26 protein-coding genes and 2 tRNA genes are annotated in these 22369 nt (G+C 62.3%); 19 read left to right on the top strand and 9 right to left on the bottom strand.

Annotation, left to right across the window (positions count from 1 at the left end; all coding sequences use genetic code 11):
• Nucleotides 1-6: 6 nt before the first annotated feature.
• The 6 genes from C9E81_RS17385 to dapF are packed head-to-tail and all read right to left on the bottom strand — an operon-like array spanning nucleotide 7 to nucleotide 4739.
• Nucleotides 7-870 (bottom strand): polyprenyl synthetase family protein, encoded by an 864-nt coding sequence (locus C9E81_RS17385; RefSeq protein ID WP_122113617.1) that lies wholly within the window; start codon nucleotides 868-870, stop codon nucleotides 7-9.
• Complete coding sequence (locus C9E81_RS17380; RefSeq protein WP_122113616.1) at nucleotides 870-1106, bottom strand: exodeoxyribonuclease VII small subunit; 237 nt, start codon at nucleotides 1104-1106, stop codon at nucleotides 870-872. The genes C9E81_RS17385 and C9E81_RS17380 overlap by 1 nt, the downstream gene beginning before the upstream one ends.
• Nucleotides 1103-2023, bottom strand: coding sequence for a histone deacetylase family protein (locus C9E81_RS17375; RefSeq protein WP_122113615.1), 921 nt, complete (start codon nucleotides 2021-2023; stop codon nucleotides 1103-1105). The genes C9E81_RS17380 and C9E81_RS17375 overlap by 4 nt, the downstream gene beginning before the upstream one ends.
• Before the next feature lie 31 nt (nucleotides 2024-2054).
• A complete protein-coding gene (locus tag C9E81_RS17370; RefSeq protein ID WP_122113614.1) occupies nucleotides 2055-2627 on the bottom strand; it encodes an FMN-binding negative transcriptional regulator in 573 nt (190 codons plus the stop codon).
• Between the two features lie 31 nt (nucleotides 2628-2658).
• Complete coding sequence (gene mtaB, locus C9E81_RS17365) at nucleotides 2659-3912, bottom strand: tRNA (N(6)-L-threonylcarbamoyladenosine(37)-C(2))-methylthiotransferase MtaB (protein ID WP_122113613.1); 1254 nt, start codon at nucleotides 3910-3912, stop codon at nucleotides 2659-2661.
• Nucleotides 3909-4739, bottom strand: a complete 831-nt coding sequence (gene dapF, locus C9E81_RS17360) for a diaminopimelate epimerase (RefSeq protein WP_122113612.1) — start codon at nucleotides 4737-4739, stop codon at nucleotides 3909-3911. The genes mtaB and dapF overlap by 4 nt, the downstream gene beginning before the upstream one ends.
• A gap of 94 nt (nucleotides 4740-4833) precedes the next feature.
• Between dapF and C9E81_RS17355 the strand changes: the two genes are divergently transcribed.
• Nucleotides 4834-4909: transfer RNA gene (locus C9E81_RS17355), tRNA-Lys, on the top strand.
• Between the two features lie 223 nt (nucleotides 4910-5132).
• On the opposite strand, the gene C9E81_RS17350 is transcribed toward C9E81_RS17355, so the two are convergent.
• Nucleotides 5133-5209 (bottom strand) — tRNA-Met (locus C9E81_RS17350).
• A 226-nt stretch (nucleotides 5210-5435) separates the two neighbouring features.
• On the opposite strand from C9E81_RS17350, the gene C9E81_RS17345 reads away from it, so the two are divergent.
• From C9E81_RS17345 to C9E81_RS17320, 6 genes are all read left to right on the top strand, one after another.
• The gene (locus C9E81_RS17345; protein ID WP_122113611.1) at nucleotides 5436-7034 is read left to right on the top strand and encodes an ABC transporter substrate-binding protein; all 1599 of its coding nucleotides are present in this window, start codon (nucleotides 5436-5438) and stop codon (nucleotides 7032-7034) included.
• A gap of 9 nt (nucleotides 7035-7043) precedes the next feature.
• Nucleotides 7044-8126, top strand: coding sequence for an ABC transporter permease (locus tag C9E81_RS17340; protein WP_122113610.1), 1083 nt, complete (start codon nucleotides 7044-7046; stop codon nucleotides 8124-8126).
• A complete protein-coding gene (gene nikC, locus C9E81_RS17335) occupies nucleotides 8123-9049 on the top strand; it encodes a nickel transporter permease (RefSeq protein WP_122113609.1) in 927 nt (308 codons plus the stop codon). The genes C9E81_RS17340 and nikC overlap by 4 nt, the downstream gene beginning before the upstream one ends.
• Nucleotides 9046-9915: an ABC transporter ATP-binding protein gene (locus C9E81_RS17330; RefSeq protein WP_122113608.1), complete on the top strand. Its 870-nt coding sequence runs from the start codon at nucleotides 9046-9048 to the stop codon at nucleotides 9913-9915. Before nikC ends, C9E81_RS17330 begins: the two co-directional genes overlap by 4 nt.
• A gap of 50 nt (nucleotides 9916-9965) precedes the next feature.
• Complete coding sequence (locus C9E81_RS17325; protein WP_122113607.1) at nucleotides 9966-10703, top strand: ABC transporter ATP-binding protein; 738 nt, start codon at nucleotides 9966-9968, stop codon at nucleotides 10701-10703.
• Nucleotides 10704-10921: 218 nt separating this feature from the next.
• The gene (locus tag C9E81_RS17320) at nucleotides 10922-11164 is read left to right on the top strand and encodes a hypothetical protein (RefSeq protein WP_122113606.1); all 243 of its coding nucleotides are present in this window, start codon (nucleotides 10922-10924) and stop codon (nucleotides 11162-11164) included.
• Nucleotides 11165-11342: 178 nt separating this feature from the next.
• On the opposite strand, the gene C9E81_RS17315 is transcribed toward C9E81_RS17320, so the two are convergent.
• Nucleotides 11343-12659: a TRAP transporter large permease gene (locus C9E81_RS17315; RefSeq protein WP_122113605.1), complete on the bottom strand. Its 1317-nt coding sequence runs from the start codon at nucleotides 12657-12659 to the stop codon at nucleotides 11343-11345.
• A 153-nt stretch (nucleotides 12660-12812) separates the two neighbouring features.
• Here C9E81_RS17315 and C9E81_RS17310 point away from each other — a divergent pair, with 153 nt between their 5' ends.
• Nucleotides 12813-14291, top strand: a complete 1479-nt coding sequence (locus C9E81_RS17310) for a L,D-transpeptidase family protein (RefSeq protein ID WP_243698705.1) — start codon at nucleotides 12813-12815, stop codon at nucleotides 14289-14291.
• Entirely contained in the window at nucleotides 14288-15103 is an 816-nt protein-coding gene (locus C9E81_RS17305) for an extensin-like domain-containing protein (protein ID WP_122113603.1), read from the top strand. Before C9E81_RS17310 ends, C9E81_RS17305 begins: the two co-directional genes overlap by 4 nt.
• Before the next feature lie 24 nt (nucleotides 15104-15127).
• Here the strand turns inward: C9E81_RS17305 and C9E81_RS17300 are convergent, their stop codons facing one another.
• Nucleotides 15128-16426, bottom strand: coding sequence for a FliI/YscN family ATPase (locus tag C9E81_RS17300; protein WP_122113602.1), 1299 nt, complete (start codon nucleotides 16424-16426; stop codon nucleotides 15128-15130).
• Between the two features lie 94 nt (nucleotides 16427-16520).
• Between C9E81_RS17300 and C9E81_RS17295 the strand changes: the two genes are divergently transcribed.
• From C9E81_RS17295 to C9E81_RS17250, 10 genes are read left to right on the top strand one after another with little or no spacing between them, the layout of a single operon-like run.
• Entirely contained in the window at nucleotides 16521-16910 is a 390-nt protein-coding gene (locus tag C9E81_RS17295) for a FlgB family protein (RefSeq protein WP_166461962.1), read from the top strand.
• An 11-nt stretch (nucleotides 16911-16921) separates the two neighbouring features.
• On the top strand, nucleotides 16922-17311 hold the full coding sequence (flgC, locus tag C9E81_RS17290) for a flagellar basal body rod protein FlgC (protein WP_122113600.1): 390 nt from the start codon (nucleotides 16922-16924) through the stop codon (nucleotides 17309-17311).
• 14 nt (nucleotides 17312-17325) lie between these two features.
• Nucleotides 17326-17616, top strand: coding sequence for a flagellar hook-basal body complex protein FliE (gene fliE, locus C9E81_RS17285; RefSeq protein ID WP_122113662.1), 291 nt, complete (start codon nucleotides 17326-17328; stop codon nucleotides 17614-17616).
• Nucleotides 17617-17625: 9 nt separating this feature from the next.
• The gene (locus C9E81_RS17280) at nucleotides 17626-17892 is read left to right on the top strand and encodes a flagellar biosynthetic protein FliQ (RefSeq protein ID WP_122113599.1); all 267 of its coding nucleotides are present in this window, start codon (nucleotides 17626-17628) and stop codon (nucleotides 17890-17892) included.
• A 5-nt stretch (nucleotides 17893-17897) separates the two neighbouring features.
• Entirely contained in the window at nucleotides 17898-18614 is a 717-nt protein-coding gene (locus tag C9E81_RS17275) for a flagellar hook-basal body complex protein (protein ID WP_122113598.1), read from the top strand.
• A gap of 11 nt (nucleotides 18615-18625) precedes the next feature.
• The gene (gene flgG, locus C9E81_RS17270) at nucleotides 18626-19411 is read left to right on the top strand and encodes a flagellar basal-body rod protein FlgG (RefSeq protein WP_122113597.1); all 786 of its coding nucleotides are present in this window, start codon (nucleotides 18626-18628) and stop codon (nucleotides 19409-19411) included.
• Nucleotides 19411-19827 carry a flagellar basal body P-ring formation chaperone FlgA gene (gene flgA / locus C9E81_RS17265; RefSeq protein WP_122113596.1) on the top strand — a complete coding sequence of 139 codons (417 nt, stop codon included), beginning with the start codon at nucleotides 19411-19413 and terminating at the stop codon, nucleotides 19825-19827. The genes flgG and flgA overlap by 1 nt, the downstream gene beginning before the upstream one ends.
• Before the next feature lie 43 nt (nucleotides 19828-19870).
• Nucleotides 19871-20596, top strand: coding sequence for a flagellar basal body L-ring protein FlgH (gene flgH / locus C9E81_RS17260; protein WP_122113595.1), 726 nt, complete (start codon nucleotides 19871-19873; stop codon nucleotides 20594-20596).
• A gap of 9 nt (nucleotides 20597-20605) precedes the next feature.
• A complete protein-coding gene (locus C9E81_RS17255) occupies nucleotides 20606-21217 on the top strand; it encodes a flagellar basal body-associated FliL family protein (RefSeq protein ID WP_122113594.1) in 612 nt (203 codons plus the stop codon).
• A gap of 33 nt (nucleotides 21218-21250) precedes the next feature.
• Nucleotides 21251-22270, top strand: coding sequence for a glycosyltransferase (locus tag C9E81_RS17250; RefSeq protein ID WP_122113593.1), 1020 nt, complete (start codon nucleotides 21251-21253; stop codon nucleotides 22268-22270).
• The last annotated feature ends 99 nt before the right edge of the window (nucleotides 22271-22369 follow it).

Raw genomic sequence — 22369 nt, 5'->3', positions numbered from 1 at the left:
CGGCGTTCAGGTATCGCGTTCGATAACGAAGCGGGCCAGTTCGCGCAAGTTTTCCGCCGCCTCGCCATAGGATTCCAGCGCCGCCTCCGCCGCGCCGACATAGCGCCTTGCCTCGGCCTTGGCCCCCTCCAGCCCCAGCAATGACAGGAAAGTCGCCTTCCCGGCGGCAGCGTCCTTGCCAACGCGCTTGCCGGTCACATCCTCGTCACCGGTCACATCGAGGATGTCATCGGCTATCTGGAAGGCCAGGCCAAGGGCCCGCGCATAATCCTCGAGCGGCTGCGGATCGTCTCCGGTCATCAGCGGTCCGGCCGTCGCGGCAAAGCGGATCAGCGCGCCGGTCTTGGCTCCCTGCAGGCGCTTCACCGCCTTCAGGTCCAGCGGCTCCATCGCGGATTCGGCGGCGATATCGAGGGCCTGCCCCCAGACCATGCCCTTCGCACCGACGGCATCCGAGAATGTCTCGATCAGGCGCAGCCGCGCACTGGCATCACCGATGGCCTTGTCGGTCAACAGGCGGAAAGCCAGCGTCTGCAGCGCGTCCCCGGCCAGGATTGCCGTCGCCTCGGACCACTGCACATGGCAGGTAGGCATGCCCCGGCGCAGATCGTCGTTATCCATGGCGGGCAGATCGTCATGGACGAGGCTATAGGCATGCAGCGCCTCGACCGCCGTGGCGACGGGCAGCGCCGCTTCGTCCGTAACGCCATGCAGCCGGGCCGATTCCAGCACCAGAAATGCGCGGATACGTTTGCCGCCAACAGTGGCATAGGCCATCGCGTCGCGCAGCTCGCCCTTGGGCAGATCGGCCATCGCCGCATCCAAAGCGGCCTGAAGCTGCGCCTTCACCTCGTCGAACCTGGCCTGCATCACTGACCCTCGACCGGTTCCGTCCCGGTCGGCTGACCATTCGCGGACAGGGTGATCTTCTCGACCCGCTCCTCGGCCTCGCGCAAGCGTTTCTCACAATGCTGCCGCAAGGCCGCCCCGCGTTCATACAGCGCAATGGATTCCTCCAGCGTCGCCTCGCCGGTTTCCAGCTTGCCGACGGTGGCTTCCAGTTCACGCATCGCGTCCTCGAAGGACAGCTTTTCGATCTCGGTCATTCTCCGGCCTCCATCAGCACTTCGACATGGGCACGGACCGACCGCCCCAGAGCAGCCAGATCATAACCACCTTCCAGGCAGGATACCACCGGGGCACCACACTCCGCTGCCATATCGCAGATCGAGCGGGTGATGGCGGCGAAATCCGCCTCGACCCATTGAAGCTGTGCCAGCGGATCGTCGCGATGCGAATCGAACCCGGCCGAGACTACCACCAGCTGTGGATCAAACTCCCGGCAACGTTTCAGGATGGCATCCCAGGCCACCCGTGCCTGCCCCCCGTCCGAGCCCGGAGGCAGTGGAACATTCATGATCTGCCCATGCGCCCCGCGTTCCGACGCGGCCCCGCTGCCGGGATAGAGCGGCATCTGGTGAGTGGATGCAAAAAAGGCCCGCGCGTCGTCCCATAGCAGATCCTGCGTGCCATTCCCGTGATGCACGTCGAAATCCAGCACCGCGACGCGATCCAGCCCATGCCGGTCCAGCGCCCGCTTCGCGGCAATGGCAGCGGTGCCGAACAGGCAGAAACCCATCGCTGTTTCGCGTTCGGCATGATGGCCGGGCGGGCGCATGGCGATGAAGGCGTTGCGGGCCTCTTCCGCCAGCACCGCGTCGACAGCCGCGCAGGCCCCGCCCACGGCGCGCAACGCCGCCTCCAGACTGCCCGGAGAGATATGCGTATCGGCGTCCAGTCCCCGCAGTCCCTGTTCCGGCTGCGCCGCCCGCAGGCGTTGCAGATAGCGCTCGGGATGGCAACGCAACACATCTGCATCCTCGGCCAGCGGCGCCTCGCGGCGATCAAGGTCAAGCCCGTTCAGCGCGGATATCGTGGCTGCATATCGCGCCACCTGCTCGGGATGCCCCATCGGCATCAGGTGCGCTTCGGCGGCGGGATGGGTGAACAGGGCTGTGCTCATGCGGGCGGTCTCCTCCTGAATTGCGCCCACGCTAGTCGCCGCGCATCAGCACCGCAAGCTCCGGGCTGGCATGATCGGCCGCGCGCAGCCGGACATCGTCGGGTTTGTTCTGCGACAATTTCCACGTGCCCTGCACATCCTCTACGATCAGGCGGAACGGCAGGATCGCGCGCATCATTCTTGCCAGCGCGTCATCACCCATCTTGTCCAGCCGCCAGATCGGCTTGGGCAGCAGCCGGGTCTCGAAGGCTTCGGACAGCCGCTCCAGATGGGCGCGCAGGTCGGGGGCAGGCTCGATCCGTCCGCGCAGATGCACGGCGACATAGTTCCATGTCGGCACCTGATCGGGAACTTCGTACCAGTCGGGAGAGATATAGCCGTCCACACCGCTGACCGCCAAAAGCGCGGGCGCAGGCACCGCCCGACAGATCGGGTTGCTGCGCACGAGGTGGAACTCCACGCCGCCATCGCAGGGCACGAAGGGGATATGCGCCGCGAGCGGCCACGGATCGCCGGGACAGGTCAGCATTCCAAAGCCGCGCCTAGTGGCGAATGCCAGGTTGTCGTCGCGGCTGGTTTGCCGGAAGGCCGGGTTGGGATGCATTCGGTTGCTCCTTTACGGAAAATGACTGCACTCACGCCATCAGGCGCGTGCCGTCCTGCCCGGATATGCGCAATTCCGTCAGCGCACCTTCGGGTTGATCCTCGGCAAAGGCAACCTCGGTGAACTGCTCGGTCCGGCCCAAGCGCGGGCCTTCGGTCAGCACCCGATGCAACTGCCCCACCTGCTCCTCCAGATGCCGGCGCAGCGCACGCTCGCCCGCCTCGCGCAGCCGGGCGGCGCGTTCGCGGATCACCGGCCCCTTGACGGCAGGCATCCGCGCCGCCGGAGTGCCCTTGCGCGCCGAGTAGGGAAAGACATGCAGGAAGGTCAGCCGGCAATCCTCGACCAGCCGCAGGGAGTTTTCGAACATCGCCTCGGTCTCGGTCGGAAAACCGGCAATTATATCGGCGCCGAACACGATTTCAGGGCGCAGTTTGCGCGCCTCCTCACAGAAGCGGATGGCATCGTCGCGCAGATGACGGCGTTTCATCCGCTTCAGGATCATGTCGTCGCCCGCCTGCAGGGACAGATGCAGATGCGGCATCAGCCGGGGTTCGGAGGCGATGGCCAGCATCAGGTTCTCGTCCGCCTCGATCGAGTCAATGGAACTGATCCGCAACCGTGGCAAATCCGGCACCAATCGCAGGATGCGCATCACGAGATCGCCCAACCGGGGCTGCCCCGGCAGATCCGCACCCCAGGAGGTCAGGTCCACGCCGGTCAGCACCACCTCGTTGAAGCCGCGCCCTACCAGCCGCTTGATCTGTTCGACCACCACGCCCGCCGGGACGCTGCGCGAATTGCCGCGACCATAGGGGATGATGCAGAAGGTGCAGCGGTGATCGCAACCATTCTGGACCTGCACATAAGCGCGGTGGCGGCCGAAACCGTCGATCAGATGCCCCGCGGTTTCCTTGACCGACATGATGTCGTCGACGCGGATTTTCTCGGTCTCGCCAATCAGGTCGGGGGTTCGCATCTGCACCCATGTCTCGGGCTGCATTTTTTCGTGATTGCCGATGACGCGGGTCACTTCGGACATGGCCGCAAAGGTTTCCGGCTCGGTCTGCGCCGCGCATCCGGTCACGATCACCGGGGCGCCGGGATTTTCCCGTGCCAGCCGTCGGATTTCCTGCCGCGCCTTGCGCACCGCCTCGGCCGTCACCGCGCAGGTATTCACCACCACTGCACCCGACAGGCCGGCGGCTTCCGCCATCTCACGCATCGCCTCGGTCTCGTAGGCGTTCAGCCGGCAGCCGAGCGTGGAGAAAACCGGCGCGCTCATGCAGACAGCCATTCCGGCGTCAGCACACCCGAAAAGACATACGCCGTCGGCCCCTCCATCCAGACGCCGTCCTCGCGCCAGTCGATATGCAGCACCCCTCCGGGCACATTCACCTTGACCCGCCGCCCCGTAAGCCCGCGCCGCGCCGCCGCCACCGCCGCCGCGCAGGAGCAGGAGCCCGAGGCCAGCGTCGGACCGGTTCCCCGCTCCCATATCCGCAGCAGGATCTCGCTGTTCGAGATCACCTGCACGATCTCGACATTTGTGCGCTGCGGGTAGAGCGGATGATACTCATGCTCGGAGCCGAAGCCGTTCAGGTCGATAGCCGCGGCATCCTCGACGAAGAATGTCATATGCGGGTTTCCCATTCCGGTCGCCGCCGGATCGCCGGGGATTGGCAGATGATCGATATCGACCTCCTGCGCCAGCGGTATCTCCCTCCAATCCAGCACCGGCTGCCCCATATTGACCCGCGTCAGTCCACCCCCTGCATCCTCGGCCTGCAGCACGCCATGATCGGTGCGCAGGCTGAGCCGGTCGCGCCTCGTCTCGTCCATGATATGTCGGGCAATGCAGCGCGTCGCATTGCCACAAGCCGAACTGAGCGAGCCGTCGCTGTTCCAGAACCGCAGCCTGACATCCGCCCGGTCGTCCAGCTCGATCGTGGCCAACTGATCGAAACCGATCCCCCGGTTGCGGTCGGCGATGCGCGCAACGAGGCCCTCCGCCGGGGGAACACCGCCCGAACGCAGGTCGATCACGACGAAATCATTGCCGAGCCCATGCATCTTCATGAAGGGCAAGCCGGTGGGAAAACCATTACTCATGTTCCCGCATATAAGATGCCCGAAAAAAATCCGCCAGTGACGATTGTTTTTCCGCTTGACGCTCCGGGCCAGCGCACCTAGTAAGCCCCCCGTTGGGCCCGTAGCTCAGTTGGTAGAGCAACTGACTTTTAATCAGTGGGTCACAGGTTCGAATCCTGTCGGGCTCACCAAGACATCATTACAGAATTGCGGGCCTTGGGAACAAGTTCTTCCCAGGATAAGGATGTGGTCCACATTGTGGGAATTACGTGCTGTTTTCCCTGCATCGTTCACCACGGAAGCTTTCTGGTCAGCTACGACGATGAAATGTAGCCCAGACATAACCCCGAGCATGAAATTTGCCGGGCAAATAATCCCGTCAAGATACATTGTTCATGCTTTCTGAGGGTTATTTGGTAGCGGAGGAGGGATTTGAACCCCCGACACAAGGATTATGATTCCTCTGCTCTAACCAACTGAGCTACTCCGCCACGGGTGGGAGCGATTTAAGGGGTGGTGGCAGGAGCGTCAAGCGGTTTTCTTTGAGCTCGACTACCGATGTTCCCGGGCACTGATCTCGCGTGAAAAACCGGTTTTCCCTTGACCAAGGCCCGGAAGGGCGCGGTGCTCACGGGGCTTGCCTATGGTTCCTGCTTGCGTCACGTTGCAGCGTATCAACCCCGCATTGACGGGATGAATTCCGACAGGGAGACTCATATGAAACATCTGCTGACTCCGCGTGCGATACTGCTGGCCTCCGCATTGGCCATTGCGCCTGCTGCCTATGCCGAGACACCCGCCGATACGCTGGTCATCGCCGCCACCATAGACGATATCATCAGCCTCGACCCGGCCCAGACATTCGAGTTCTCGGGCAACGACGTGAACCGCAATACCTATGACCGGCTGGTCGACTTCGATCCGCTGGACATGGAAGCGGGCTTCAAGCCGTCGCTCGCCGAAAGCTGGGAGATGTCGGAGGACGGCATGTCCATCACCTTCACGATGCGGGAGGGTGTAACCTTCCATTCCGGTAACCCGGTCCGCGCCGAGGATGCCGCGTGGTCGTTACAGCGTGTCGTCAAGCTGAACAAGACCCCGGCATTCATCCTGACACAATTCGGCTTCACCCCGGAAAATGTCGAGGAAAAGATCACTTTCGATGGCAACAAGTTGACCCTGAATCTCGACAAGGCATATGCCCAGTCATTCATCCTCAACTGCCTGACCGCGATGGTTGCCAGCGTCGTGGACAAGGAAACTGTCATGGCCAATGCTGAAGGCGAGGATTTCGGCAATACATGGCTGAATACCAACGAGGCGGGTTCGGGAGCCTTCGAGCTTGCCGCCTGGCGTCCCAACGAAGCGGTGCAATTGATCGCATACGAGGATTACTGGCGGGGCGCTTCCGAGATGAAGCGAGTCGTCGTGCGCAACGTTCCTGAATCGAGCGCACAGCGGTTGTTGCTGGAGCAAGGCGATATCGACGCTGCACGCGACCTGACCCCGACCGATGTCGAGGCTTTGAGCGAGGCCGAGGGTATCAAGATCCAGAACGAGCCTCGCGGTCGCATCCTCTATATGGGGCTCAACCAGAAGGATGAGCTTCTGTCCAATCCTGCCGTGATCGAAGCGATGAAGTATCTGGTCGATTACGAAGGGATCACGAACAGCTTCCTCAAGGGTATGTTCGTCACGCACCAATCCTTCCTGCCCCAGGGCTATCTGGGTGAACTGAAGGAAAATCCGTGGACCTATGATGTCGAAAAGGCCAAGCAGATCCTCGCGGATGCCGGGATCGAGGGCGGCACGGTGACGACCAAGATCCGCGATCTCCGTGAATATATAGACGTGGCGCAGACCTTGCAGGGTGCGATGGCCGAGGTGGGGCTGACGCTGGAAATCGAGCAGATGACCGGTGCTCAGGTGCTGGACGCTTATCGCGCCAGGGAGGTTCCCATCTTCCTTGGTGAATGGGGGCCGGATTATTCCGATCCGAACACCAATGCCGCGACTTTCGCCTATAACCCGGATAACAGCGACGAGGCCAAGGCGACCGGCCTTCTGGCATGGCGCAATGCCTATGCGGTGCCCACGGAGATGGGAGAGGCGACCGAAGCCGCCACGCTGGAACAGGACAGCGAAAAGCGCGGCCAGATGTATCGGGACATCCAAAAGCAATATCAGGCCGAGGCGCCGATCATTCCGCTGTTCCAGCGGATCGCGAATACCGGGCTACAGGAGAATGTTCAGAACTGGAATACCGGTGGCGCGGTGACCTCGGTCATGTATCATCAGGTCACCAAGGGCGAGTAAGCCTTGAACATGATCGATACGAATACAGGCGGGCAGGGGCCGATCCCGCCCGCCTCCGCTCCGGACCGTCGGGCTGCCCGCAAGCGTCGTTTGCGCAGCATCGCCGGTACAGTTCTGTCGCTGGCGCTCACGCTTCTGGGACTCTTGCTGGTCACCTTCATCATTGGGCGGGTCATGCCGATCGACCCGGTGCTGAAGGTGGTCGGGGACCGGGCCACGCAGGCGCAGTATGACGCGGCCTATCAGGCGATGGGCCTTGACCAGCCGCTGGTGGTGCAGTTCTTCCGCTATCTGACCGAAGTCCTTACCGGCGATTTCGGACGCTCTATCTCGACCGGGCAGCCGGTGATCGAGGACATCAAGCGCGTCTTTCCCGCCACGCTTGAGCTCGCGACGCTTGGCACGCTGATCGGGGTCAGCATCGGCGTGCCCCTTGGTGTAATCGCTGCTGCAAGGCGTGGCGGCATCATCGACCAGGTTGCCCGCGTGGTGGCGCTGGTCGGCTACTCGATGCCGATCTTCTGGCTGGGGCTGATGGGGCTGCTGCTGTTCTACGGCATCCTGGGCTGGGTCGGAGGACCGGGGCGGCAGGGCATCATCTATGACGGCATGGTGCCGCATGTCACCGGCATGATCCTTGTCGACTCGCTGATCGCGGGGGATTGGGGGGCTTTCCGGGATGCGTTCAGCCATATCATCCTGCCCGCCAGCCTGCTGGGCTATTTCAGCCTTGCCTATATCAGCCGCATGACCCGCAGCTTCATGCTCGAACAGCTTTCGGCGGAGTATATCACCACCGGCCGCGTCAAGGGGCTGAGCGAACGCGCCGTGATCTGGCGGCATGCCTTCCGCAATATCTCGATCCCGCTGGTCACGGTGATCGCCCTAAGCTTCGGTTCGCTGCTCGAAGGCTCGGTGCTGACCGAGATCATTTTCAGCTGGCCGGGCCTCGGGCAATATATCACCAAGACGCTGCTGGCCGGGGACATGAATGCGGTTCTGGGCGGCACGGTCGTCGTCGGGACCTGTTTCATCGGGCTGAACCTGCTCAGCGACTTGTTGTATCGCGTGCTGGATCCGAGGTCGAAATGAGCGAGTCGCCAATCACACGCCCGCAATCCCGCCGCGAATGGCTGTTGTCCGACGCACCGCAGACCCGCCGTCAGGCGCGGTTGGGGGCGATCTATCAGGGCTGGCTGACATTCCGCGCCAACAAGCTGGCAATGTTCGGGCTTATCATCCTGATCCTGCTGATCTTCATGGCGGTCTTTGCGCCATGGCTCGCCCCGCAAAGCCCCTTTGCCCAGAATCTCGCGGGCCGCCTGCAACCGCCCTCGGCGGAGCATTGGCTGGGCACCGACGCGCTTGGCCGCGATATTCTGTCGCGACTGATCCACGGCTCTCGAATTACCCTTTTCATCGTCGGCACCGTGGCCCTGATCGCGCCGATCATCGGGCTGTTTATCGGCACCGTCGCCGGCTTTGCCGGAGGCTGGGTCGATCAGGTCCTGATGCGGATCACCGACATCTTCCTGGCCTTCCCCAAGCTGATCCTCGCATTGGCTTTCGTCGCGGCACTCGGCCCCAGCATCGGCAACGCCGTCCTTGCACTGGCGCTGACCGCATGGCCTCCCTATGCACGACTGGCAAGGGCCGAGACGCTGACTATCCGCCACGCCGACTATATCGCCGCCGCCCGCCTGCAGGGGGCGGGACCACTGCGGCTGCTGATCCGGCATATCTGGCCGCTTTGCATCTCGTCGCTGATCGTGCGGGTGGCACTGGACATGGCCGGGATCATCCTGTCGGCGGCGGGCCTTGGCTTCCTGGGCCTTGGCGCACAGCCGCCGATGCCGGAATGGGGAGCGATGATCTCGGACGGGCGGGTCTATATCCTCGATCACTGGTGGGTGGCGGCGATGCCCGGGCTTGCGATCTTCATCGTCAGCCTCGCCTTCAACCTGCTCGGAGACGGGTTGCGCGACGTGCTGGACCCGAAAGGAGCCAAGGAATGACCCAGTCTCTTTTGCAGGTCCGAAACCTCCGCGTCACCTTCCCGAGCCGTCAGGGGGAATTCCACGCCGTCCGGGGCGTCAGCTTCGATCTTGGCCGCGAAAGGCTGGGAGTGGTGGGCGAATCCGGTTCGGGCAAGTCCATGACCGGCCGGGCGATCCTCGGCCTCGTCCGCCCGCCAGGCCGAGTGACTGCCGACCGGCTCGAACTCGACGGGGAGTCGATCCTGAACCTGCCCGAGCGCCGGATGCGCAAGCTGCGCGGCAGCCGGATCAGCATGGTCATGCAGGATCCGAAATTCAGCCTCAACCCGGTGATGACCGTCGGCGACCAGATCATGGAAGCCTATCGCCTTCATGCCGGCGGTAGCAGGGATATCGCGCGCCAAAAGGCGCTGGAGATGCTGAACGCGGTCCAGATCCGCGACCCCGAGCGGGTCATGAAAACCTATCCGCACGAAGTCTCGGGCGGGATGGGCCAGCGCATCATGATAGCCATGATGCTTGCCCCCGACCCGCAGATCCTGATCGCGGACGAGCCCACCTCGGCCCTTGACGTATCGGTAAGGGGCGAAGTGCTGAGCATCATGGATGGGCTGGTGCGCGATCGGGGCATGGGCTTGATCTTCATCAGCCACGACCTCAATCTTGTCTCGAAATTCTGCGACCGGGTTCTGATCATGTATGCGGGCCGCATCGTCGAGACATTGGCCGCAAGTGATCTTCATAATGCCCGCCACCCCTATACGCAGGGCCTGCTCAGCAGTCTTCCCCGCCTCGATGCGCCGGTCAAGCGCCTCCCGGTGCTGCAGCGCGAGGAAAGCTGGCGGGATGGAGAATTACAGATCAAGCTTTCGGGAAAGATCTGAGCCATGCCTCCTCTTCTTCGCATGAATACTTCTTTGCGGCGGTGCTGCCCATGCTGACCATCGACAATCTCGACGTCTGGTTCGGAGATCCGCCGGACCGCGTGGACGCGGTAAAGAACGCGGCGTTTTCAGTCGCCAAGGGCGAGAGTTTCGGTCTTGTCGGCGAATCCGGCTCGGGCAAATCGACCATCCTGCGCGCCGTTGCGGGGCTGATCGACAGCTGGTCCGGCCGGATCGATGTCGATGGCCGTCCGGTTCATGCCCGACGCCGGGATCGCGCTTTCTACAAGACCGTGCAGATGGTCTTTCAAGACCCGTATGCCAGCCTGCATCCGCGCCATTCCGTCGATACCGTTCTATCCGAGGCGCTCGGTTTGCAAGGGATGGGTGATATTGACCGGCGGATCACGAAACTGCTCGAGGACGTAGGGCTGGGCAAGGGCTTTCGCTTCCGCTACCCGCACCAGCTTTCGGGTGGGCAGCGCCAGCGCGTCGCCATTGCCCGTGCGCTTGCTGCCGAACCGCGGCTGTTGCTGCTGGATGAACCGACCAGCGCGCTGGATGTCAGTGTGCAGGCGGAGATCCTGAACCTTCTCGTGGATTTACGGGCCGAGCACGGATTGACCTATGTGATGGTCAGCCACGACCTCGCCGTGGTCGGGCATATCTGTGACCGGCTGGCGGTAATGCAGCATGGGCGGATTGTCGAAATCATGTCGGTGGAGGCCTTGCGTAAAGGCGAGGGAACCCAGGAATATACCCGCCACCTGATCACCGCTTCGGCCTGAGGCAAGTAACCGCGCAAGCTCGTGGATGCACCTGATGTGATCCACAGTTCCAGGTGACGAACAATGCATCGAGAAACAAACCGATCCTGAAGCTTACAAAAGATCGGAAGGATTTTCATGATTTTTCGCCTAAAACTTGAGATAGGATATTATGGAAAATTCTTGACAGTAGCATGCGGCTGTTGTGGTATCTATTCAGTTTTAACGAGGGTTAGATTATGATCAGAAAACTCGCTTTCGCTACTTTCGGTGTCGCAATACTGTCCGCTTGCAGTATCGACCCAAAAGACTGGGAAACGGAACCGGTTACGGTCGATACGCCGCAGGGACAGGTTGTTTGCCAGCTTTATTCGGAAAATATCGTCAGATGGGACCGGGCCATCGATCGTCCGGAGGATATGTCCGTCGAAACCGCCGATACCTATTGCCATAATGAGGGCTTGAAACAGAAGGGCATGTAAACCCCAAGATTCACTCGCTATATTGATTGCATAGGCGCAATCAATCATGCTTCTGAACCCAAGGCATGGAGAACTCTAGATCGGCACGCGATTGGTTAGAATTGCGTGCCTATTTCGTATGGCACCTTTACGCCTTTATCCAAACCGCTCGCCAGGTCGGCAGTCGCAGCAGCCAGTCTCAGGGTGCCATCAAACCAGGCAGCAGCGTCGAAAAGACAGGGAAAAGGATCAGGACCAGCAGCACCAGCATGTCGACCAGAAGAAAGCGTGCAACCCCCGCGAAAACCTGGTCGACCGCCACATCCCGGGTAACGCTTCCGATCACAAAGACATTCAGTCCGACCGGCGGCGTGATCAGGGCGATTTCAAGCAGCTTGACCAGGATCACGCCGAACCAGATCGGATCCATCCCATAGGACTGCATCATCGGAGCCATGACCGGCAATGTCAGGACAAGGATCCCCAATGGCTCGACAAACATCCCCAGAAGCAGGCAGATGACCGCGACCAGCGCCACGACCGTCAGCACCGGCAGGCCACTGAAGCGCGCCCATTCCGCAATCGCCAGCCCGACGCCGGTCTGCTCCATAAAATTCAGAAACAGCGCCGCGGCCGCCACGATCAGCAGCAGCAAGACACTTTGCACTGCGCTGTCACGAAAAACGATCCACAGCACCTCGGCCGACAGACGATGATACAGCACGCCAATCGCCAGAGCCAATCCGACGCAGGTCGCCGCGGCGGTCAGGGGCGACAAAAGGCCGGAAAACAGCCCACCTATGATGATCGCCAGCAAAATGGCAGGCGGCCAAAGCGCCAGCGTCGCCTCTGCCCGGCTTTCCTTGGCAGGAGCGGGCCGAGGCGCAATGCCAGGCTCTTCACGGACCCACCAGAGGATGACCGCGAGCATCCCCGCCAGCGACAACAGCCCCGGCAACAGCCCGGCAATGAACAGCTTGGCGACCGACTCACCGGTCAGCAGGCCATAAAGGATGAACAGGACCGAAGGCGGGATCAACGACCCCAGGGTGCCTCCGACCGCGACGGAAGACGTCGCCAACCTGGGGTCGCATCCGTGCCGCAGCATTTCGGGCACACAGATCCGCCCCATGGTAGAAGCACAACCAACAGAAGAACCGGAAATAGACGCGAAGCCTCCGCAACCCAGAACCGAGGCCATCGCCAGCCCGCCCGGCACATGTAGCAGCCAGATCCGTGCAGCGTCATATATGCGTGTCGAGATCCCGGCGTAAAAGGCTATGTTACCCAACAGCACGAACAGCGCCACCATCGCCATTCTGTCCGGGTGCAGCAAATCCTGCATCATCCCCGGAATAGCGGCGATGCTGTGGGAAAGAGTTTCTCCTGACATGATTCCAAGCCAGGCAATGCCCGGAATCGCGATTGCCCCTGCCGCCAGAGCGACGGGAAGCCTCAGCGCCAACATCCCAAAAAGCGCGATCATTCCGACAAGGCCAAGCATGGCCGGGCTCATTTCATATCGCCCTCTCCTTGACAGTGTTGTCCGGCATAGCAGCCGTTCTCCGAAGCGACAACGCGTGATTGACCTAAATTTGAATCCCGGCCCATCTGGCTTTTGATCACCAGAACGTGGAAACTGCGGAATGGGATAGTGATGGAGAAGTTTATGCTCTTTCGAACTTACCGAACTCCGATGGCACTGGTCATGGCGGTGTTTTCGGTGGCTCCGGCGCTTGGGCAGGACGGCAGCTCCGTCTTTTCTGCCGCCGATATCGAGGCCGCAAGCTATCAGAGCGGTGACCTGCCCGCAGGGCAATCACCCCTGACGGCGAAGATCCAGGTGCTTCTCGACCGCTCCGGAACCTCTCCGGGGGTGATCGACGGCTACAGGGGCGGTATGAGCGAAAGCGCTCTCAAGGCGTTCGAACGCCGCGCCGGTCTGCCCATCGATGGCCGGATGGACCCGCAGGTCTGGCAGTTGCTGCTGCCCTATGCCTCGCAACCGCAGACGATGGATTACACCATCACCAAGGAGGATGCAGAGGGGCTGGTCGACGAGATTCCGAGCGATTACGCCGAAAAGGCCCAAATGGCGGCGATGGCCTATACCAGCGTGGCGGAAAAGCTGGGCGAACGATTCCATATGGACGAAAAGTTCATCACCTTCCTCAACCCCGGAATCGCGTTGGAGCCCGGTACGACGATCAAGGTGATATCGCCCGCGAAACCGATCAAGACAAAGGTGACAAGGATCATCGTCGACAAGGCCAACAGGCGCGTGGCTGCCTATGACAGCAATGGCGAGATGATCGTCGATTATCCGGCGACCGTAGGTTCGGACGTGACACCTTCACCCTCCGGCAACCACACGGTGGTCACTGTCGCGCTGAATCCCAATTATACTTACAACCCCGAAAAGAACTTCAAGCAGGGAAACAATGACAAGCCGCTGATCGTGCCGCCGGGACCGAACGGACCGGTTGGCAATGTCTGGATCGACCTGACCAAACCGACCTATGGCATCCACGGCACGCCGACCCCGTCGCAACTGTTTCGCAACCAATCGAATGGCTGCGTACGCCTGACCAACTGGGATGCGCAGGAACTGGCTGGAATGGTGATTCCCGGCAAGACCACGGTCGAATTCCTTGAGCCCGGCGTTACCATCGCCGATGTCACCGGTGCAACCTCCGCGCCTAGCGGGACTGCGCTTCCCTCCGCGGCGATCACCACGGCGACGACAGCGGCCAGCGCCACCATAATGACCGCCAGCGCCACGGCAAACCCTGCCATCATATCGGCACGCCCGCCATTGCCTCGTCCGGTGCATCTTGGCCGGCCGGCTGCCACGGTCGGCACGCCGATGACCACGGGAGAGACCGGGCTGCCGGGCGATCCGGCCACCGGTAGATCGGCCGTAACCGAACAGCCGATGGCTCCCTTGCCGACGGTCGGGCAAGGCCGCTCGGCAAACACTCCGGTTGGAGGCTCTCAGCCGGTTTACGAGAACACCACGGAGGAAGAGGCGGACGGGTTCGCACCTGCGCTTGAACCGAACCCGGTCGACGATCTGCTGAGCGAGGCGCTGTCCAATGCGATTCCGGAAACCAACGTGGTTCCCCCTGCCCCGGTCCAGCAACGGTGAACCGCCGCTGGCCTCTGCTTGCGGTTCTGCTGTTCGGGCTGGCATCGCAGGCCCATGCGCAAGAACCACCCCCGGAACCCGCGCCGAACAACAGGGCGATGTCCGGCAATACGCGCCCCCCTGCCCGGCCTGGCACCGATATATCGGCGCATTCCGGCAAGGCAGGTGAAAACCCGAAACCTTCGGATTCGCGAAAATCGACCAGGAAACCGGGACCTCCGGCATGGAAAAAGCTGCGGGAAAGCAAACAGGAATATGACGCTTGCCGCCTGGCGCTGTCGCTGCTGGGCACGGTTTACGAAGAGATCGAACCGGTTACTGATCCGGACGATCCCGATTGCGGAATGGCAAAGCCCTTGCGCGTGACGGAAATCCTGCCCGGGCTGGAACTGGAAGGCGGCGCAGAGATGCGCTGCGACACGGCCCGGGCGCTTGGTTTCTGGGCACGCGACTTCCTGCGCCCTGCGGCGGCAACCCTGCCCGGTGCGCCCCGGCTGACCGGGCTGCGTTTGGGGTCGACCTATAGCTGCCGCAGCCGGGCCGGAACCGGGAAAGAGCAGCCGAAACTGTCCGAGCATGCGCTTGGCAACGCCATCGATATCGCCGCATTCCTGTTCGATGAGGCCGAACCTTTGCCGGTGCAACCGCGCGAGGACAGCGGCAACCGCTTCGAAGCATTCCAGCACAGCGCACGGGCGACCGCTTGCCTTTATTTCACTACGGTGCTGGGGCCCGGATCGAACGCGGCGCATGACGACCACCTGCATCTGGACGTGATAGCCCGCAAGGATGGCTGGCGGCTGTGCCAGTAGTCGCGGGCCAGCCCCTGGCGGCACCTATTGCAGCGCCTTGCCCAGAGCGGCAAAGCTGTCGGGGATCGAGGCCGAGGATTTGGTGACGAAGGTGTCAAGGCGGGGAAACAGCCGCACCGCCTCGTCAAGCCGGGCATCCGAGCCCGGCGCATAAAGACCGGCACGGATCATCAGTTCCGACTCCGCATAAACTCCGAGCGCCGCACGCGCCCTGGCGATCATGGCATTCTCCTGTTCGCTGGCGGCCGCAGGCAGCGAGCGCGAGACAGAGCGGACGACATCAACGGCAGGAAAACGCCCCCGCTCGGCAATGGCCCGATCAAGGACCACATGCCCGTCAAGCGTTCCGCGCAGGATATCCGCCACGGGTTCCTCCATATCCGAACCGGCAACCAGCACGGTGAAGATGCCGGTGATATCGCCATCCCCGGCACCGGGACCGGCTCTTTCTGCCAGCGCCATGATCAGGTTCGACACCGAAGGCGGAAAGCCGCGATAGCTGGGCGGCTCCCCCGCCGCGAAGGCGATCTCGCGATGCGCCTCGGCAAAGCGGGTGATCGAATCGGCCAGCAGCAGGACATGCTTGCCCTGATCGCGGAAATGCTCGGCCACGGCCATGGCGGCCCATGCGCAACGGCGGCGGATCAGCGGCGCGCGGTCGGATGTCGCCGTCACGATCACCGCCCGTTCCATGCCCCCGGGGCCAAGCGTGTTCTCCACGAATTCGCGCAGTTCGCGGCCCCTTTCCCCGATCATCGCGATCACCACGACATCGGCCTGCACCCCGCGGGCCAGCCTTGACAGCAGCACCGATTTGCCTACGCCGGAACCCGCGAACAGCCCGATCCGCTGACCCTGCACCAGAGGCAGCAATGTGTCGAAAACCGCAAGGCCGGTCGGCAGCCTCGACCCAAGGCGTTTCCGCCTGATCGCGGGCGGAGCCTCGCAGCGGAAAGGGCGCGGTTGCCCACCTTGCGGCAATGGTCTGCCATCCAGAGGCTGTCCCAGGGGATCGACGATTCGCCCGATCCAGCCATCGCATGGCGAAATCACCGGAGCACCGCGCAATTCGACCGCCGCGCCAATCGCAAGTCCCTCGGGCTCCCCTTCGGGCAGAATTTCTGCGGTCGCGTGCCGAAGACCTACGATCTCCCCACCGACATGGCCGGTTTGCAGGAAAAGCCGCACCCGATCACCAACCGATGCGTGATCGTTCAGGCCCGAAACGCTGATCACCCCGGCACGGATCGCCCGCACCCGGCCATGATATGTCACCGGCGTCAGCTCTTTCAGCCTGCGGATGATCGATTCAATTTTTTCCATTTCCCTGCCTGTCAGCAATCCCGCCCCGATCTTCGAAACGGTTTCTAAACCTCTGCGGGTTAAGACCCGGTTATCGACACAGAGGAGAACCTCCATGTTTGAGCGTATCGAATTGATGAAAATGGCGCGCGCGATGACCGATCATGCCGCCCGGCGCAATGTCGTGGTGGCACGCAATATCGCCAATGCGGATACCCCTGGTTTCGGGGCGCGCGACCTGCAATCCTTCGTGGAAAGCTACCGCCGAACCGAAAACACAGCTCTGCGGACCAGCCGCGAGGGCCATCTTGCCATGCCTGACTGGTCTCCCGGCAAGGCGCGTGAACTCGCGACCGGGGGCAACAATTCACCCAATGGCAACTCGGTCACGCTGGAAGAGGAATTACTCAAGCTGGCAGAGGTCAAGCGGGACCATGAATTATCGCTCGGCGTCTATCGCTCGGCACTCAAACTGATGCGGACCGGCATCGACAGCCGTCACTGACAGGATTCCACATGAACGAACAGGTTTCGCCATTGCGCCTCGCGGCGTCGGGTATGCGGGCTCAGGCCAAAAGGCTGCGCCACACAGCCGAAAACATCGCCAATGCCGATACGCCCGGCTATCGCCGCAAGCTTGTCAGCTTCGAGGAAGCGGTCCGCTTCGGGCGCCCGACCGGCGAGGTCGAGGCATCGCGCACCCGGCTGGACCAGACGGAATTGCCGCGCATCCATGATCCCGCGCATCCGATGGCTGATGACGAAGGCTATTACGCCGGATCGAATGTCGACCTCGTCATAGAGATCGCCGACTCGCGCGAGGCGGGGCGCAGTTACGAGGCAAATCTTCGCATGTTTGAACAAACCCGGCAGATGAACAGCTCGCTGCTCGAACTGCTGCGCTGATGAAAGGATTTTCCATGTTTACGGCACTCAACGCCGCCAACGCCTATTCGAATGCCCGTTCCGCCATCGCGCCCGATCGGGACGCCGCGCCGGGGGTGGTTCAGAAAATCGGCTCCGCAGCCGAGGAATTTTCCCGGCAGATGCAGCAGGTCGATATCAGCGCGACCGAAGCGATGACCGGCACCGGCGACACCCACCAGCTTGTCCAGACGATCGCGGAGGCGCAACTTGCAATGGAAACGGTGGTGGCGGTCCGGAACAAGGTCGTCGAAGCCTATCAGGAAATCCTGCGCATGCCTGTCTGAGGTCCAGGAATGAGCGAAGCGCAGCTTTTCGATATCATGCGGCAGGCATTGCTGATCGCGGTGCGGATCTCGGCGCCGATGCTGGCCGTGGCTCTGGTCGCGGGCGTCGTCATCGGCCTGTTCCAGGCCCTGACCTCGGTTCAGGAAATGACGCTGACCTTCGTGCCCAAGGTCGGGCTCATGCTCGCCGTGTTCTGGGTCACCATGAGCTTCATGACCACCGCTCTCACCGACTTTTATGTCGATCAGATCATTCCCCTTGTAGAAAGCCACTGAATTACATGGACAACGCGACCTATGCCACACTGACCCGCCAGTCTGGCCTGATGAAGGAAATGCGGGCGGTCGCCAATAATATCGCCAATGCGAACACGACCGGCTTTCGCCGCGAAGGCGTGATCTTTGCCGAGCATCTCGCCGCCACGGACCGGCATGGGGACACGCTGTCGATGGCCCATGCCCGCGGGCGCCTGGTCGATCTGCGGCAAGGCGTGCTGACCCAGACCAATGGCCGCTTCGACCTTGCCATCGAGGGCGAGGGCTTCTTCATGATCGAGACACCGGAGGGCAATCGCCTGACCCGCGCGGGCGCCTTCATGCCTTCGTCAGAGGGCGAGCTGATGAATGCCGACGGTCATCGCCTGCTGGACGAGGGACAAGGACCGATCATCGTCCCCACGGGCGCCTCGGCGATTGCCATCGGCTCTGACGGAACGCTTTCGGCAAACGGGCTGCCCTTTGGCCGCGTCGGTGTTTTCGCCGCCCCCGATCCCGCTGGAATTTTCCATGAAGGCGGCACCAGCTTTGCCACCGACGCCGATCCGGAGCCCATAGAGAACCCACAGGTCAGGCAGGGTTTCCTCGAGGAATCGAATGTCGATCCGGTGTTCGAGATCACCCGCATGATCGAGGTCCAACGCGCCTATGAGTTGGGCCAATCCTTCCTTGAACGCGAGGATCAGCGCATTCGCGGCGCGATCACCGCAATGACCCGTTGAGAGGACCGACGATGAGAGCCCTTCAGATCGCCGCGACCGGAATGAGCGCGCAGCAAACCCGCGTCGAGGTCATTTCCAACAATCTCGCCAACATGTCTACCACCGGCTATAACAGCCGCCGGGCCGAATTCGCGGATCTGCATTATCAGCAGGCTGTCCGCCCTGGTAGCGTGACCGCCGCCGATGGAACATTGGTTCCGGCAGGTGTTCAACTAGGGCTGGGCGTGCGGCCCACCGCCGTCACCGTGAACCTTGCACAGGGCCCCATGGCCGAGACTAACGGCGACCTGGATGTCGCGATCGAAGGCAACGGTTATCTGGAAGTCCGGCTGCCTTCGGGTCTCTCCGCCTATACCCGCGATGGCGGTCTCAAACGGTCCCCCGACGGGCTGATCGTCACCTCGAACGGGCATCCCGTCGCGCCCGAGATCACCATTCCCGAGGATGCATACAAGATCGCGATCAATGCCGGGGGCGAGGTCTACGCTTTCTTCGACGACCAGACCGAGCCCGAGTTGCTGGGCCAGTTCACGCTGGCGGGTTTTGTCAACGAGAAGGGGCTGGAGGCGATCGGCTCGAACCTGTTCCTGGAAACCGGCGCATCCGGATCGCCCCGCGTCGCCACGCCCGGGCAGGAGGGGCTGGGCACGTTACTGCATGGCTATCTCGAGGAAAGCTCGGTCGATGCGGTGCGCGAGATCACCGAACTGATCAAGGCGCAGCGGGGCTACGAGTTGAACGCCAAGGTCATCACCGCCGCCGACCAGATGCTGGGCGCAACGGTGCAGGTCCGCTGATGCGCGCGCTGACGCTGATCCTCGCGCTGAGCATTCCCCTGCCCGCGCTGGCCGGAGGGCTGATCGCCGCCCGCATCCTGCCTGCCGGGACCGTGATCGCGGCGGATGATCTGGATATGGCAGAGGGTGGCGCGAAAGGAGTGATCGATCCGGCGCGGGTGATCGGACTGGAAACCCGTATCACGATCCACGAAGGCCGCCCGATTCAAACCAGCCTGCTACGCCGGCCAACACTGGTCGGGCGCAACCAGATCGTGCGGATGTCGTTCCAGCGTGGCACCTTGCACATCGTCACCGATGGCCGGGCCCTTGACGAGGGCGGCGCGGGCGACCTGATCCGAGTCATGAACCTGACATCACGCAACACCGTCACTGCCCGCATCGCCCCTGACGGGTCGCTGCATGCGGCAAGATGACCCGCCCGACAGATCCCGTCGATCGGGCCACAAGGATAACCGGATGAAACCCACTTACCTGCTCTGCATCATGCTGGCCCTTGGCGCCTGCAACCGCGTGGGACATGTCGGCCGTCCCCCTGCATTGACGGATCTGCGGCAAACGGCGGAATTCGATGCGATGGTCAATCCGCCGCTGGATATCCCGGTCGATTCCGGCCGCCCCGAGGCCTCCGCCTCGCTTTGGGCCGGGGCCCAGTCCTCGCTGACCCATGATCGGCGGGCCTCGGTGCGCGGCGATATCCTGACCGTCGTTATCGAGATCGATGACCGGGCCGAGATCAGCAACAGTTCGGGCCGTTCCCGCAGCGCGTCCGAGGACGTGTCGATTCCGCAACTCGGCGGCATTCCGCAGCGTCTGGCCCGCAAGCTGCCCGAAGGCGCCAGTTTTGACGAGTTGGTCGCAGCGGATAGTTCGTCGAACTACAAGGGCGCGGGCAATATCTCGCGCCGCGACAAGCTCACCCTGCGCGTGGCGGCCACGGTCGTCTCTACGCTGCCCAACGGAACGCTCCAGATCGAGGGAACCCAGGAGGTACGGGTAAACTACGAGTTGCGAGAACTGACCGTCAGTGGATTCGTGCGTCCCGCCGATGTCGGACGCAATAACGAAATCGCCTATGACCGCATCGCCGGAGCCCGCATTTCATATGGTGGGCGTGGACATATCACGGATGTCCAGCAACCGCGCTACGGCCAGCAGATTACCGATATCCTGTTGCCATATTGAGGCTCCCGAATGCTGAAAAAACTCCTCCTGCTCATCATCCCTGTCGTCGCTTTCGTTGCCGGAGCGTTTGGTGGCGCGATACTGAAACCCGGATCGCCAGACGCGGACACGCCCGCGCATGAAAGCGGTCATGGCGAAGCCACGGCAGGTGAATCCGCCGACGGAGAAACCCACGAGACAGCATCGCATGGCGAGGCCGAGCACGAGGCGGAAACACACGGCGAAGCGGCGCACGATGCGGCATCGGCCGACGGTCATGGTGGCGAGGGGAAGGATCACGGGGGTGGTGGCAAGTCCGGACCGGCATGGTTCACCTTTCCCAGCCAGTTCTTCGTGCCCCTCGCCCGCGCGGGGGACTCGGACGGGCTGATGATCCTCACATTGTCGCTGGAAACAACCGGCGCCGAAATGGCAGCACTTGCCGCGCAGGAGCACCGGCTGCGCGATGTTTTGCTGCGGCAATTGCTGATCGCGGCGAATACGGGTGGTTTCGACGGCAATTACACCACCGAAGGGCGTATGCGCGGACTGCGCAAGGATTTGCTGAAGGCGGTTCAGGCAAGCGTTGGCCCGCTCGTATCCAATGTGCTGATCGAGGATATCGCCCGGCAATCCAACTGACCGCATACAGGGACCCGGTTGCAAGGGGGAAGGATGCGCGGCAAGACAGGGTGTCATTATCAGGACACCGCCGCCATGCCCTCGCACCGTTCCGACCATGTCACGATCCTGCTGGCAAGCTATCAGGGCGCGGCGTATCTGGGCCAGCAACTGATCAGCCTTGCCCGGCAAACCCATACCGAATGGTCGCTAATCGTTTCGGATGACGGCTCGACCGACGGAACCCGGGAGATCGTCATGGAGTTCGCAGCCGGACAGCCCGAAGGGCGGGTTCGGCTGATCGAAGGCCCCCGCGCGGGTGCCACGCAGAATTTCCTGCATCTTCTTGATGCCGCACCGGACGGCGCAATGGTCGGGTTTTGTGACCAGGACGATGTCTGGCTGTCCGACAAACTCGCGCGTGCCGTGGCGTTTCTGCGCTCCCATGATGGACCCGCACATTACGCCGCCAGGACCCTGATCTGTGACGACAATCTGGCTCTGCTGACCGAGTCGCGGCGTTTTTCCCGCCCGTTGGGATTTCGCAACGCTCTGGTTCAGGCCTGCATGGCGGGCAATAGCTCGGTCTTTAACGCCCCGGCTGCCGCCCTGTTGAAATCCGCCCTGCCAGCCGCGCGTGCAGTCCGGATCCTGTCGCATGACTGGTGGGCCTATCAGGTTACGGCCGGTGCGGGCGGAGCCCTGTTTCACGATCCTCACCCGGTATTGCATTACCGCCAGCACGGCAGAAGCGAAGTTGGCCGCAATGACACGATCCGGGCAATGGGTTCCCGGCTGGTCCAGCTTTTTACGGGAGATTACGGGATGTGGCTGGCAGTGAACCACACCGCCTTGCAGGGTGCCCGCCCATTGCTGACCGCCGGAAACCGCGAGATCCTCGACCGGTTCGGCGAGGCGCTGCGAGAACCGGGACCAATAGCGGCAAGGCGGCTGTGGGAACTGGGGCTCTACCGCCAGACCCGGCCGGGAACGGTTGCATTTTATGCCGCCGCCGCATCGGGAAGGTTAAGCAAGTCCCCTTACGGTCTTGACACGGGCGGTGCGACCGGTTGACCTTGGTCCACAGGAACCGAAACGCCAGTCTGTGAACACTGAATTCCGCAAGGCGGTTACATACCTGCGTCGACCGACGCCCGGCGAAATCCCCGACAG

The sequence above is a fragment of the Paracoccus alkanivorans genome (genome assembly GCF_003697785.1).
In the GTDB taxonomy this organism is placed as follows: Bacteria; Pseudomonadota; Alphaproteobacteria; order Rhodobacterales; family Rhodobacteraceae; genus Paracoccus; species Paracoccus alkanivorans.
The sequence above is the reverse complement of the archived record's forward strand: the minus strand, read 5'-3'. Positions and strand labels throughout refer to the sequence as shown.